Origin of the sequence: Pelagicoccus sp. SDUM812003 (assembly GCF_031127815.1) — a bacterium.
Taxonomy (GTDB): Bacteria; Verrucomicrobiota; Verrucomicrobiia; order Opitutales; family Opitutaceae; genus Pelagicoccus.
Window position 1 is genome coordinate 132,063 of sequence record NZ_JARXHY010000008.1, and the last position, 14,183, is coordinate 146,245.

Sequence of the window (14,183 nt, forward strand, 5' to 3'; positions counted from 1 at the left end):
ACCGCTTCTCTCAAAACAACCGCTCCCGTCTAAGCTCCTGATCTTAATCCCGCACGAACGCAGAAATCATAAGTCCATAAAAAAGAACGACTTAGGAAACAGATCGTTTTCCACCCCTCTCCTCCTGCCATTTGAACATTCCTCCGATGGTCGAGATCAGCATTTTCAGCGTTAGACACTCCAGCCGTTGCTCACGAAAAGCAAACATGTGAATAACCGGACTCCTCTAACCTAAACCATGCCACAGCTCACCGAGCAATCCCTTCTCTGGAACAGAGTAAAAGACGAACTCTGCCAAGCCTTGCCTAGCGACATCTTCCAAAGCTGGTTTTCCGATCTGGAATGCCTGAGCGCGGAAGGCGAATCAGTGGTGCTGGGGGTGCAGAACGCCTTCACCGCGTATTGGATCAGCGATAACTATTTGGATATCATCGCGAAATCGTTCCAAAGCTTTCTGGGTCATCCCGTTTCCGTTTCCATTCAGAACGTCGACACGCCTGCCAAGGAAGAGCCGGAACCCGCCACGACCGTCGAAGAGACTCCACGGGCTCGCGTCGAGCAGTCTTCCAGCCGCGGGCAGAGCCGCCGTTCCTCCAAGAATTCGGGCGACGCCAATCTCAACCCGCGCAACACCTTCGAGAACTTCGTGGTCGGCTCGAACTCCCAGTTGGCCCACGCCGCCTCCATCGCGGTGGCCCACGCTCCAGCTCGGGCTTACAATCCTCTTTTCCTCTACGGCGAAACCGGACTGGGCAAGACTCACCTGATGCACGCGGTCGGCCACCATATCCTGCAAAACCGTCCGGACGCCCGCGTGGTGTATCTCTCCTCGGAAAAGTTCACCAACGAGTTCATCTCCGCCATCCAGGAGAACACGCTGACCAAGTTCCGCCAGCGCTACCGCAATGTGGACGTGCTGCTGATCGACGACGTGCAGTTCCTCTCCGGCAAGGAGCGCATCCAGGAAGAGTTCTTCCACACCTTCAACGACCTCTTCGAGTCTCAGAAGCAGATTTTCCTCTCCAGCGACCGACCGGCCAACGAGATCGCCAAGCTGGAAAGCCGCCTGGTCTCCCGTTTCCAGTGGGGACTGGTGACCGACATCCAAGCCCCCGACTTCGAGACGCGCGTGGCCATCCTGCGCAAGAAGGCCCTGCAGCACAACTACGACATCAGCGACGAAGTGCTGCACTTCATCGCCAAGCACATCGCCAAGAACATTCGTCGCCTGGAAGGCGCCCTGATCAAGGTGTGCAGCTACTCCTCTCTGACCAACAAGACCCTGGACATCGCCACCTGCGAGCACCTGCTCAGCGACGTGCTGATGGAAGCGGCAAAGCAGCAGCTGAACATCGACACCATCCAGAAGAAGGTGGCGGAATACTTCGAGCTGCGCCACTCCGACATGCTTTCCCGTCGCCGCCCGGCTCACATCGCGGTGCCGCGCCAGATCGCCATGTACCTCAGCCGCGAGCTCACCAAGCACTCCCTGCAGGAAATCGGCGAAGCCTTCGGCGGTCGCGACCACGGCACGGTGATCCACGCTTGCAAGCAGGTCGACAACCTGGTCGATCAGGACGACTCGGTACGCCACAGCGTGGAGTACCTGAAGACCCAGCTTTCCAAGTAGTTTCCCATTCAGATACACTCTCGGCCCCTTCCCCGGGGCCGGACTTCCCTACAAACTTGATCCTCGAAGCGCCTCTGCCTCACCGCAGAGGCGTTTCCTTTGCATCCGCGCCATTTATCCGTTCCTTACGCAGCGAATGGCGCCAAAGCTCAGCCGAAGCGATTTTCCCCTTCCCCTCGCCATTTTTCACTATTCACTAAGCCCAAATCAACTTCCCCCCAGTATGGATCTCAACGACGAACAAAAGAGCCTCATTGCAACTCGACTCGCGGAAGGAGCCGGCATCGCCGACATCCAGCGCCTCGTGAACAACGATTTCGGAATCCACATGACCTACATGGAAGTGCGATTCCTGATCGACGATCTCGACCTGGAGCTCGCCAAGCCCAAAGCTCCCGAGCCCAAGGAAGGGGATGACGAGCATGCGGCATCCTCGGCCGAGCCGATCGACGCGGAGGCGGAACTGCTCGGCCAAGGCGTGCAAGTCGAGATCGACAAGGTGAAGCGCCCCGGCGCGGCACTCAGTGGCACGGTGGTTTTCAGCGATGGCGTGAAGTCTGCCTGGTTCGTCGATCCCTACGGACGTCTCGGGCTCGATCCCGATCAGGAAGGCTACCAGCCCAGCGAGGAGGACATCCAAGCCTTCCAGACAGAGCTGCAAAACCAGATGCAAGGGCCCGCCGGCCCAGGAGGCCTCTAGCCTTCCACCAGAGCGCGAGCTAACCCTCGCCCGACCAACGGGCGTACCGGCTAGAACTCAGTCCCAGCGAACCAACGGTTCGGCGGAGGCGAAACGCCCTTCCTTGCCCTCGGGTTTGCGATCTACTGGCGTTTCGCTGCCCAAGCCACCGCGTCTACCGATCGGAAGACTGCTAGGCCCGCCGTTGGCAGCTCTCCCATAGATCATGGCCTCCAACCGTGTCACCAGCACCCGGGTAGCCTCCGCTTGCTCGTTTAGCAATCCGGACGAGCTCGCCAGATCCTGAGAGCTTGTCGCCGCCCGCTGAGCCACTCCGTCGATCCGCTGCATGGCCTCGCTGATCTGCTGGATGCCTTCGTTCTGCTGAGCGGTGGCGTCGTTGATTTCATCAATGGTGTTTTTGAGATGCTCCATCTCTTCGTCGATCGAGCGCAGTCGCGACACGAAAGCGCTCACCGAGGCGACGCCAGCTTCGCTCTTGGAAATCGAATCGGAGATCTGCTCGGCTGACTCTCGCGCCGCTTTGGCGCTCTTCTGGGCCAGCGAACGCACCTCGTCGGCCACCACTGCGAAACCGGAGCCCGCCGCTCCCGCCCGGGCCGCTTCCACCGCGGCGTTCAAGGCGAGGATGTTCGTTTGAAACGCGATCTCGTCGATCGTCTTGATGATGCCGGAGATGCTCTGGCTGGACGCATGGATCGCCTCGATAGAGGTCTCCATTTCCCCCGCCGCCTGCGCTCCCTCCTTCACCTTCTCGCTGGCCCGCCGCACGTTGCTCAGCGCGTTGGTCGTCTTTTCAGCATTTCCTTCCGTCATCCCGGAAAGCTGCTCCAGCGTGGCGCTCGTTTCCTCGATCGAAGACACCTGCTGGTGCACGCCGTCCGCCAAGGCCCGGCCGCTTTTGGAAAAGTCCCGCGACAAGGCGTCGCTGTCATCGCTCGCTTTGGCGATCGCCCTAAAGTTGGCCACCATCGGACCGACCACCGTGCGCTTGGTGACCAAATAGATCACGAACACCAGCAAGCCCACCACCGGTACGATGAGCAGCAGACTGCCGCCTATTCCCTCTCCCAGCGCCGTGGTGGCCGCGGCTCGAAGCTCCTTTTTGTCGGCCTTCAAGATGAAAGCGCCGTGCATTTCCCCTTCCTTCCAGCCTTCCATGTCAAATCCCAGGATATCCTTGCCGTCGCCGGTAGGGCTGTGGGCCGGATCGCCGTGACACTTCAGGCAGTCGCCGGAGAGCACGATCGGGCGGGCGTAGACCAGCTGGTCGTTCGCTTTGTCGTCGAGAAAATACTCCTTCAGTTCGCCCGACTCGAGCGCCTTTAGAATCTTCTCCTCAGCCGGGGTCGGATTGTTCTCCTCGTTGCGGGCCTCCCTCTTGGCGATGCGAAAGTCGTAGCCGTACTCCTTTGAGATCTTGTCGATCGATTCCCACGCCGCAACCACCGGAATCGTCTTGTAGATCGTAGCGTCTCGGTAGCTCTCAACCTCGTCCAACTCATTGATCAACGCCTCGAAATCGAACGCGTTGGCCTCGAGCAGCTTCGTACCGTTTTCCCGAACGGTCTCCGCCTGGATCAAGGTCGAACGCATCGCTTCCCGGGTGCGGTTGACCTGCACGTCGTTGATGACCCGCTTTTGCACAAAGAGGGATAAAACGGTAGCCAGCGCTGCGCTGACTGAGACAAACAGTACGAGTTTGGTGATAAGCTTCATGGTGTGGATCGCTCAATCGGCACAAGCGAAGCCCGAAGCATCGTCTCCAATTCGTGAAACACACAGCGTAAATCGAAGGATCCCTGCGATTCGCTATCCTTTTACCCACTGGATTGATTCAGCTGGTATGCGCTCTACCGTACTTACATAAGGCGCCTGTGGAGCGGCGCTTACCGAGCTGCCAAATCCACGCAGCTCCGGAAGGCGCAACTGCTAGAAATGAGCGAAACCGAAAAATCCAGACCGCGCCGGGCCGTTCATCGGCGAACCATGCGCCTACGAGGTCTTTCTCCTCGAGCTGGCATGTAAAACCGCCACTGCCGCTCGTTTCGATCGGGCGGCCAAAGTCCTAACCGTTTTTCCAAAGCTCCTCATTGGCTCCGATCCGAGCCAAGCGGGAGTTCGAAAGGGATGGCCGAGCGCCGCCCCTCGGAAGGCGTTCGTATTCGACGCTCGATGCAGCCCCTTCGCTTCGACGGATTTCGCCACCAAAAACCAGCTCTTCCAAAGTGGAGATAAGCAGGCGCGTCTGGCGAGCTTGCTCGGTCAGACTGGAGGCGGAGTCTGCCAACTCCTCGGAACTGGCGGCGCTTTCCTGGGAAACCGTTTCCATGCTGCGCATGGCGGCGTTGATCTGCTCGACGCCCACGCTCTGCTGAGCTGCTGATTCGGTGATCTCGTCGATCGAGGTCTCCACCTCAGCCATCTCGGATTCGATTTGTCTCAAGTAGGCGACCACATCGGTGGTGACCTGCACGCCAGCTTCGCTCTTGGATAGCGAGTCTTGGATCAAACCTTCCGAGGTCTTGGCAGCTTCGGCGCAACGCATGGCCAGTCCTCGGACCTCGTCCGCCACCACCGCGAACCCTGCCCCCGCTTCGCCCGCCCGGGCAGCCTCCACTGCGGCGTTGAGAGCGAGCAAATTGGTCTGAAAGGCGATTTCCTCGATGGTCTTGTTGATCACGCCGATTCGTTGACTGGACTCGTTGATGGCATTGATGGCGCCCTGCATTTCGGAGATCCTCCCTGAGCCAGCTCGAACCGCGTCGCCCGTTTTCGAGACAGCCTTCTGGACCGCGCTCGCCCGATCGGAGCTGGCCCGACTCATCGATGAAATCTCTTCCAAGGTCGCCCCGGTCTCTTCGATCGACGCCACTTGCTGGTTCACCCCATCGGACAGGCTGGCGCTGGTGGCATGAATGCCACGGGCCGACTGGAGGTTTCGTTCCGCGGTGCCCGAAACGCGTTTCAGATAGCGACGCATCGGACCGAAGACGGACTTTCGTAGTATGAAAGCGAATACGGCTACCAAAGCGATCACCGGCGGGATGGTCCACATCGCGGTTCGACCCGCGCCTCCCAAAAAGGCGGCGGTGCCCATGGCCCGCAGATTCTTCTTGTCCGCCTTGAGGATAAACGCCCCATGCATCTCCCCTTCCTGCCAGCCTTCCATAGCGAAGCCCAGCACATCCAGACCATCGCCAGTGGGACTGCGGTCCGGATCGCCATGACAGTAGAGACAATCCCTAGTCAGCCGAATCGGGCGAGCGTAGACCAGCTGGTCCGCTTCCTTGTCATCGAAGAAATACTCGTCCGCATCGTTGCGCTTCAGATAGTCGAGCACCGTCAACTCTCGGGCAGTCGGCTCGTTGTCCGGATTGCGAGCGTCCGTTTTAGAGATGCGAAAGCTGTATCCAAATTCCTCCGCCACCTTCTCGATGGACTGCCAGGACGCTACCACCGGGATTGAACTGTAGAACGCGGTCTCCCGAACGTCCTTCGCCGTCTCGAGCTCTCGCTGCAAGCTCTCGTAGTCGTAAGCGTTTCGAGATACCAGCCGCGAGGCGTTGGCCCTCACCGTCTCCGCTTGAATCAAGGTGGACCGCATCGCGTCGCGGGTGCGATCGACTTCGACGTCGTCGATCACCAGCTTCTGCACGAAAACGCCAATCAGCATGGCGAGGATCGAGGCCGTGGAAAGGTAGAGGATAAGTTTGCGCTGCAACTTCATCGGTCGGTAGGAGGTGTGGAAATCGCTCGAGAGGAACGCCTTAATATCGTCCCACAGGCGATTTTTCTTAAATCCATACCTTTTATTCTTTGTTAGCAACTCACCTGGGCGAAACAGCGCTTTCGGCGAGCAGCTAAGCAAAGTCTGCGCTATTGGCTCATTTCGAGCAAGGTCGCCTCGTCGATCACCTTCACCCCCAGCGACTCCGCTTTGGTCAACTTGGAGCCGGCCGCCTCCCCTGCCACCAGGAAATCGGTCTTCTTGCTGACGCTCCCAGAAACCTTGCCGCCCTTCGATTCGATCAAAGCCTTGGCCTCGTCCCGCTTCATGGTTGGCAAGGTTCCGGTGATGACGAAGGTCTTGCCCGCCAGCACCGCCTCGCCCTCCTTCGGACGCTCGGGCGCCTTCGGGTTCATGCCGGCTTCGAAAAGAGCGTCGATGATCGCGCGGTTTCGCTCGTCCTGGAAATAGGCGACGATGCCACTAGCGGTCTTTTCACCGATGCCATCGAGCTCGACGAGCTTTTCCAGGCTGGCCTCGCCCAGCTCGCGAACTCCGCCAAACGCCTTGGCCAGATCCTTGGCGGCCGCGGCCCCGACTTGAGGAATGCCCAAGCCGTGCAGCAGGCGCCAGAGCTCCACCCGCTTGCTCGCTTCGATCGCCGCCAGCAGATTGCGGGCGGATTTCTCGGCGAATTTGTCCAGCGAGACGACTTGCTCGTAATCCAAGCGATAGATGTCAGAGATATTGGATACCGAACCACGACTGACCAACTGCTCCACCACGGCCACTCCCAAGCCTTCGATATCCATGCATTGGCGCGAGGCGAAATGCTCCAACCGGCCGCGCACCTGATCCGGGCATTCGATATTCACGCAGCGCACCGCGACTTCGCCTTCCAGCTGAGTGACCTCCGTGCCGCAGGAAGGACAGGTTTCAGGAAAAACGAAGGCCTCGCTATCCGCCGGGCGCTTTTCCGTCAGCACCCGCACCACCGCAGGTATGATTTCTCCCGCCTTCTCGATCACCACGAAATCGCCCGCGCGCACGTCCTTGCGAGCCATCTCCTCTCGGTTGTGCAAGGTCGCGCGCGAGACGGTGGTGCCAGCGAGCTGCACCGGCTCCAGCTCTGCCACCGGGGTCAGCACGCCGGTGCGTCCCACTTGGATGGTGATGGCGTTGAGCTTGGTTTCGGCCTGCTCGGCGGCGAATTTGAACGCGATAGCCCAGCGAGGAGCCTTCGAAGTCGCTCCCAGAACATCCTGCTGATCGAAGGAATCGAGTTTGATCACCGCCCCGTCGGTCGGATATTCGAAGCCATTGCGCAGCGTATCCAGTTTTTCGATAGCCTGCCACGCCTCTTCGGGACCAGTGGCTTCCCAAAAGGCTTCCACGACCGGCAGTCCCCAATCTCCGAGTCGGCGATGGTATTCGCTTTGCGACGACACCACGCTCGGCTGGCAATAGCCGAGACCGTAGAGCACGATGTCGAGCTGGCGTTTGCCCACTTCCACTCGATCCAGCATCTTGATGGTGCCGGCGGCAAGATTTCGCGGATTCTTAAACAGCTCCAGCCCGGCTTCGCTGCGCAAGGCGTTGACGCGTTCGAACTCCTCGTTGCGCATGTAGATTTCGCCGCGGATCTCGATGATCTCCGGAATGGAGTCGCCTTTCAGACGCTTGGGTATGGCTTTGATCAGGCGAGCGTTTTCCGTCACATCGTCGCCTTCGATACCGTTGCCGCGCGTCACGGCCCGCACGAAGGCCCCGTTTTCGTAGGTCAAGCTCACCGCTACCCCGTCGATCTTCGGCTCCACGGTGAAGCGAGCGCCATCGACCTCCAAGCCCTTCTCCACCCGGGCCACGAAGGCGAAGAACTCGTCCTGCGAATAGGTGTTGTCCAAGCTCTGCATGGGCAGGTGATGCTGATAGGAGGCAAAGCCTTCCACCCGGTCGTCACCCACGCGAACGGTCGGCGAATCGATCAGCGACAGTTCCGGATGGACCGCTTCCAACTCAGCGAGCTCCGCCTTCAAGCGATCGTATTCGCGGTCCTCGATCTCCGGTTGAGCGTCTCGATAGTAGAGTTCGTCGTGACGCTTCAGTTCGCGCCGCAGTTCGGTGATTCGTTTCAGATCGCTAGCCTTGCTCATTTTGGGTGGAGGGATTTTTGGCGGAAGAGGCGGTTCTAGAGCCCCAGATGGGAAACTCAAGCAGACGCCGATACCAAGCCCAATTTCGGTAGAGGTAGATGGCCAGCAAGGCTCCGCTCAGATCGGCGATCCAGTCAAGCGGGTCGAAGGAACGGGCCGGGTTGAAAAACTGCAGCGACTCGTCGAGCGCTCCGTAGCTCACGGCCCCGATCAACGCCCACAGCACGCGTCGGTTCGACAGGAACGGTTGGCGCAGCCGCCGAAACAGCAGCGTGCCGAGAAGACCGAATACGCAGAAGTGAGCGATCTTGTCGAAACCCACCACATTTGGAGCCGCAGGGGCCACGGGAGAAAGAAAGGAGGCTGCCACCAAGGTGGCAGTCAAAGCGATGGGGGGCCAAGCGAGGCGCCCTTGGCTGGTGTTGGTGTCCGGTCCGCGTGGTTCTGACATAGAAGGTGGTTTTTCAAGCACGAAAAAGCCGCCTCTCGCGGGGTTTCTCCAGCAAATAAAACCGTGCAGAGACCCGCGACGGCCGATCGATTCGATCACCAGCCCAACCGCCTAAAAAAAATCTGATCGTCACATTGAGGCTCCACCGCCTTGCCATCAGAAATCCGGATGGCCACTCTTCCTGCCGAAGCGAACTGGAAAACGCGGCGGATCGAACCCACGCGAAGTCGCTCGTCCCGAGTCAGAAACTCCCCCTCCTTGGCGACGAACGCTTTGCCCGCTCTCCCCTTCCTCATCCACTCAAATCCCCAAGCATTGTATCATGAGTTCCAATACAAAGAAGTACGAAGACTTCCTAAACAACATCAGCGGAAACATCCTGCTCGGCTGCGACGGTTTCGTTGACGAGGTGTACCAAATCGTCGATGTCAGGCAGAGCCTGAGCGAATTCACTCCGATGGACAACCTGCGCGAGTTCGGAGAGCTGATCGTCAAGCGGGCCGACGGTGGCGTCGGGCTTGAGATCGTGCCGAAACGGCGCTGCTCCGGCGGCTTCACGCCCAACACCGGTCGAGTCGCAGCCTTTCTCGGCCTCAAGCCGACCCTGGCCGGCCTCTACGGCAGCCAGTCCATAGACCCGGCTTTCGAAGAGTTCGTGGACAACTGCAACTTGCTCTCCCTTGGCGACCCCGCCTTGACGCTGGTCTTCGAGTTTTCCGACGGAAAGATCCTGATGAGCGCCCTCAAATCGGTCGCCAACCTGACCTGGAACGAGTTCGTGGCCTTCTTCGGCGACGAGGTGATGAAGAAGCTGTTCGCCGAGGTCGACATCCTCGGCCTCGGGTACTGGTCCCTCACTCCGGACTTCGACAATTTCCTCAAGGGCTTCGTCTCCCAATACGAAAACGGCAAGCCGCCACGCCGCATGTTCTTCGACTTCGCCGACATCAAAAAGAAGTCCAACGAGTCGTTCATGGAAAGCCTGGCTCTGATCAAGCAGTTCAACCAGACCATCCCCATGACCATGAGCCTCAACGAGCACGAGGGAGCGGAGCTGTTCTCTCGCTTCGGCATCACGGTCGGAGAGGAGCCCGCGAAAGTCGCTTCCGCCCTCACCACCCTGCGACAGGAAATCGGCATCGACGAGCTGGTGATCCACACCCCAGACTACGCTGCCGCGTCCTGCGCCGCCGATGGCGAAGGCTTCGCCCTGCAGGAGCATCAGAAAAACGTGATCCGCACCGCCGGGGCCGGAGACACCTTCAATGGCGGCTACCTCTGCGCCTCGCTTGGAGAGCTCAGCGTGAAGGAGCGCCTGGTCATCGCCAACGCTGCCACCGCATTCTTCGTCACCCACGCCACCGCTCCCACCAAGGAGGAGATGCTCGCTCAGATCGAACGCGCCTCCGACAAGTAGTTTCCCAAACTCAGGGCCCATCGCGGGCCCTCTCTTCCACCCCAGCCCCTTGCGCAATCACGATGACCTTCACCCAATCCCTCCTCCATCCCGAAAACGTGGACCCAATGCCTCGCTTGCGGTTCGACTCAACCAGCCTCACCGTGGGCCTAAAACACGCCTGGTCCGTGCAAACGCGCACCCTGCGCGGCGGCAAGCAGGAGGGCGTGGACATCGTGGAAATCGACAACGGGCGCCTCTCCTTCACCGTGCTGCTTACCCGCGGCATGGGCATCTGGAAAGGGAAGCTCGGCGACATCGAGCTCGGCTGGGATTCTCCGGTGAAAGACCCCGTGCACCCCGCGTACATCCAATCCATGGAAAACGGAGGCCTCGGCTGGCTCAAGGGCTTCAACGAGTGGATCGTGCGCTGCGGCCTCAGCAGCATGGGCGCCCCAGGGCTCGACTCCATGGTCGACAACAACGGCAACGCCATGCAGACCAACCTACCGCTGCACGGCAATATCGCCAACACCCCCGCCAGAATCGCCTCCCTGGAGATCGGCGAGGACGAGATCATCCTGCGCGGCGAGGCGGACGAAACCATGATGTTCGGCCCAGCTCTCCGCCTACGGACCGAAATCCGCACCCGCTTCGGCTCCTCATCCCTGAGCATCGACGACACCGTGACCAACCTGGGCGACAACCCAACCGAGCACCAGCTGCTCTACCACGTGAACTACGGAGCGCCGCTTCTGGAAAAAGGCTCCCGTTTCATGGCCCCCTTCAAGCAAGCCGCCCCTCGAGATCCCCGGGCCGCGGAAGGCATCGAGCGCTACGACCGCTTCGACGCACCCCAACCGGGCTTCGTGGAGCAGGCCTACTTCTTCGAGCTCGCCGCCAAGCGCGGCAACCGCGATACCCTCGCCATGCTGCGAAACGCCCAGGGCGACAAAGCCTCGCTGCTGCGCTTCTCCCTCAAGGACTTTCCTTGCTTCACCCTCTGGAAGAACACCGCCGGACAGGCGGACGGCTACGTCACCGGTCTGGAGCCTGCCACCAGCTACCCGAATCCTCGAAACTTCGAGCGAAGCAAAGGGCGCGTGCTCACGCTCGCCGGAGGAGAGTCGCGCCAGACAAGCCTCGTGGTGGAGGTCCTAGATAGCAAAAAAGCGGTCAAAGCCGCCGAGGCGGAAATCAACGCCCTGCAGAAAGCCGCCAAAGCGAAGATCCACTCGCAAGCGATCGCCCGCTTTTCGAACATCTAGATCCGACCTCGACGAGCCCAGCCAGCAGCCCTCAAGGCACGCCGCCCAGTCCTCAAGGTAGGGCGTGACCGCCGGGCACGCCGCCCAGTCCCAAGCACGCCGCCCAGTCCCAAGCACGCCGCCCAGTCCCAAGCACGCCACCCACGCCCCCTTGCCGAAGACCCAACGGCGCAGCTGGGCAAAAAACCGCTGGGAGCGGCTGGAGGTTCCCGGTCTGGTCGCATCTGCCATCGTTTGCATCCGCCTGATATCCGGGCACAAAAAAAGCCGCCGAAACGGCAGCGATTTTAGAATCGAAATGGTCGGGCTAGCGGGATTTGAACCCACGACCTCTTGTCCCCCAGACAAGCGCGCTACCAGGCTGCGCCATAGCCCGAAAATCGGAAAGGCGACACTGTGCGCAGTCGCCTCGCGAAGATCAATGAAAAGTTCAGCGAAAAATCGCTAGCAGATCAAGTCGTCGAAATCCGCGAAATCCGCCTTGAATCCTCCTGGCACGCCTTTGCAGATAACCGATACCGCGTCGTGCGAATGCAGCGACTCCAGGTGCGAGCAGGCCACCTGGAAATCCGCGATGCGCGCATCGCTAGCCAGCTGCTCGTAAACCAGACGCGCCGCGTCCTCCACAAACTTGATGTAGGCGCCGTTGAGCTCCGCGAAGGCTTGCTCGTCCTCACGCTTCACCATGACCTGGGTTTCCGTTTTCAAAGCTCGAGCGCAGTGCTCCTGCAAGTCCTCGATGGTCAAGGTTTCACCCTCGGCCAGCTTCACGAACACGCGGGCCTTGCTGCGCTGGCTGTGCGGAATGGAGTACGCCTCCCGTACATCGCGAGCGTGCTCCGCCAGCTCCGCAGAGCACGGGCAGGCCGACGAGTAGACGAAGTCGAAATGGATCAGACGCTCGAAAACGCCGGCCTTGTTGAGACGTCCTTCGAACGCGCACTTGTAGTATTGATAGCCTTCCAATCCGCTGCGCAGGCTGGGCTGCATGATCGGGTAGTTGAAGCGGATGATGATGCGGGCGTCGAAGCTCTCCACCTTCTCGCGAAACAAGTCCAAAACCTGGCGCACGGATTCCACCGTGAAGGTCTGGTCCTTGAGCTCGTAGAAGGAGCGCATGATGCGCGACATGTTGATGCCCTTAAGATTCGCCTCCAAGGAGACGGTGCCTGAAATGCTCGCTTCCAAGGTCAGCGTTTCGCCGCCGCGAGTCAGGATGCGGAGCGGCAGCTTGAAGTTGGAAACCCCGACCTGCTGGATGGGCACCGCGGCTCCCTGCTCCGATTCAACCGCTTCCATGATATCCGGCATGGATTCGCGATAGGCCTCGCTGGGCTTGAATTCGGCGTCGTACGTGCGCGCCACCGGAGCCGCTTCCGCAGGATCGGTCTTGTGCAGGTACATCTTGGATTTGTTTTTGATGGCCATCTGAAAAACAGTCGTGGTTCCCCGTCATAGACGAAGACCCCCTTGCCGCTCCGGCAAAAAATCAAGCTGCCACTAGAGGTCTGAGACCGCAAAACGCAAGAAAACAAGTCCCGACTGCAGGGTTTGCCTCCTCGAAGCTGCAAGCGAAGAGTCTCAGGAGAGCATTCTTAGAGAATTCCCTTCTCTCCATTTGCTTTTAACCATCAGAAGCCGAGGGTCGGTCGGAATGCCGAAATCCTGATTGAGGATCCGAGACACGAGCAGCTCCACCGTCCATGAGCCGATAAGACGCTGATTTTGCTCCATACCCGAGAAGCCTGAATCCCCAAGCAACTGTGTAACCACCGCGGCCCCAACGTCTTCCGGGACCCTTAATCCCCCCGCATCGAGAGCCTCCCGAAGCTTTTCCAGTTCGTGATACAAATGCACGAAGACAATCACATCTGGGCGATGGTTTCGATACCAGGAAAGGAGGCGATCCGTCCTCACCTCGTCGATGCGCAAAATAGGCATGAGCGAGGCGACCCCAAACTTGTGCTCGCACCAGCCGAGATAGGCGCTCGGATAGGCGAAGGCGCTGCGGTCCTCCTCGTAGCGTCCGAGAACCAAGCCCGGCCTGCGATAGCCCATCTCAAACAGTCGATCCAAGGTCTCATAGAGGTCCTTGTAGAAGTTGCTCGTCACACGATGAAGCGGCGTCTTGATGCTTAGTCCTTGAGTGACAATGGCATAATGATCGAGCTCCGAGGGGAATTCCTGATCGACCTCCGGGCTGCCGAAACAAAGCAGCCCTTGGATCCCTCGGGTATCCAATACCGAGCGAAAGCGAGCGGGCGACATGCCCGGAGCCTTCAAGCCCAAGGACTCCAGCCGATAGCCCAGGCTTTCCGCTCGCTCCTTCATCGCCTCGTAAATCAGTGACAAATGCCGCGAGCCCTCCCATGGACGCAGCGTTTCGTAAAACGAGACAACCCCGAAGCAAGCCTCGCTAGGACGGGTGCCGTTGAGCCTGAGGTGACTCATCAGCTCGTTAAGCTTCGCGTTTGGCCGGTAGCCAATACGGTCGGCCTCTTTCATGACCTTTTCCCGCGTGGCCGCGGAAATCTTGGGGCAGCTTCGGAGAGCCAAAGAGACAGTGGATGGAGAGAGATCAAGCCGAGCAGCGATCTTACGTACGCTCATATCGTAAGGGTATATTTGGGGTAGTGCGACAAAAGCCTTCGAATGCAGCCACCCAAGTCAACGTCTAACTGAGCCGGACCAGCAACAGGTCAAATACCCCTACCACTCAACCCGGCTGATACCATTATACATATAAACATTAACACCTATTACTTTGGTTATATTTTCTTTAGACTCGTCCCTAAATCAACGAGTCAACGTGTAGTAAATAGCCCGTTGTAACCGTTCCGTGGGCACTGCTTCAA

10 protein-coding genes and 1 tRNA gene are annotated in these 14,183 nt (G+C 59.4%); 4 read left to right on the forward strand and 7 right to left on the reverse strand.

The genetic code is table 11. The annotated features are described in order from the left end of the window. The first annotated feature begins 238 nt into the window (after positions 1 to 238). Positions 239 to 1,630: a chromosomal replication initiator protein DnaA gene (dnaA, locus tag QEH54_RS12720; RefSeq protein WP_309019063.1), complete on the forward strand. Its 1,392-nt coding sequence runs from the start codon at positions 239 to 241 to the stop codon at positions 1,628 to 1,630. Positions 1,631 to 1,853: 223 nt separating this feature from the next. Further along, positions 1,854 to 2,330: a hypothetical protein gene (locus QEH54_RS12725; RefSeq protein ID WP_309019064.1), complete on the forward strand. Its 477-nt coding sequence runs from the start codon at positions 1,854 to 1,856 to the stop codon at positions 2,328 to 2,330. A 57-nt stretch (positions 2,331 to 2,387) separates the two neighbouring features. Here the strand turns inward: QEH54_RS12725 and QEH54_RS12730 are convergent, their stop codons facing one another. The 4 genes from QEH54_RS12730 to QEH54_RS12745 all read right to left on the reverse strand — a co-directional run bounded on the left by QEH54_RS12730 (position 2,388) and on the right by QEH54_RS12745 (position 8,664). Then, complete coding sequence (locus tag QEH54_RS12730) at positions 2,388 to 4,049, reverse strand: methyl-accepting chemotaxis protein (RefSeq protein WP_309019065.1); 1,662 nt, start codon at positions 4,047 to 4,049, stop codon at positions 2,388 to 2,390. A 349-nt stretch (positions 4,050 to 4,398) separates the two neighbouring features. Then, on the reverse strand, positions 4,399 to 6,060 hold the full coding sequence (locus QEH54_RS12735; RefSeq protein ID WP_309019066.1) for a methyl-accepting chemotaxis protein: 1,662 nt from the start codon (positions 6,058 to 6,060) through the stop codon (positions 4,399 to 4,401). 149 nt (positions 6,061 to 6,209) lie between these two features. After that, on the reverse strand, positions 6,210 to 8,213 hold the full coding sequence (gene ligA, locus QEH54_RS12740; RefSeq protein ID WP_309019067.1) for an NAD-dependent DNA ligase LigA: 2,004 nt from the start codon (positions 8,211 to 8,213) through the stop codon (positions 6,210 to 6,212). Beyond that, positions 8,200 to 8,664 carry a VanZ family protein gene (locus QEH54_RS12745; protein WP_309019068.1) on the reverse strand — a complete coding sequence of 155 codons (465 nt, stop codon included), beginning with the start codon at positions 8,662 to 8,664 and terminating at the stop codon, positions 8,200 to 8,202. Before QEH54_RS12745 ends, ligA begins: the two co-directional genes overlap by 14 nt. A gap of 322 nt (positions 8,665 to 8,986) precedes the next feature. Between QEH54_RS12745 and QEH54_RS12750 the strand changes: the two genes are divergently transcribed. Next, positions 8,987 to 10,081 carry a carbohydrate kinase family protein gene (locus QEH54_RS12750; RefSeq protein ID WP_309019069.1) on the forward strand — a complete coding sequence of 365 codons (1,095 nt, stop codon included), beginning with the start codon at positions 8,987 to 8,989 and terminating at the stop codon, positions 10,079 to 10,081. Between the two features lie 62 nt (positions 10,082 to 10,143). Next, positions 10,144 to 11,328, forward strand: coding sequence for an aldose 1-epimerase family protein (locus QEH54_RS12755; protein ID WP_309019070.1), 1,185 nt, complete (start codon positions 10,144 to 10,146; stop codon positions 11,326 to 11,328). A 299-nt stretch (positions 11,329 to 11,627) separates the two neighbouring features. Here the strand turns inward: QEH54_RS12755 and QEH54_RS12760 are convergent. The 3 genes from QEH54_RS12760 to QEH54_RS12770 form a co-directional block, all read right to left on the reverse strand. Continuing rightward, positions 11,628 to 11,704: transfer RNA gene (locus QEH54_RS12760), tRNA-Pro, on the reverse strand. A 68-nt stretch (positions 11,705 to 11,772) separates the two neighbouring features. Further along, a complete protein-coding gene (gene folE2 / locus QEH54_RS12765) occupies positions 11,773 to 12,756 on the reverse strand; it encodes a GTP cyclohydrolase FolE2 (protein ID WP_309019071.1) in 984 nt (327 codons plus the stop codon). 153 nt (positions 12,757 to 12,909) lie between these two features. Then, positions 12,910 to 13,938: a LacI family DNA-binding transcriptional regulator gene (locus QEH54_RS12770; protein ID WP_309019072.1), complete on the reverse strand. Its 1,029-nt coding sequence runs from the start codon at positions 13,936 to 13,938 to the stop codon at positions 12,910 to 12,912. Between the last annotated feature and the right edge of the window lie 245 nt (positions 13,939 to 14,183).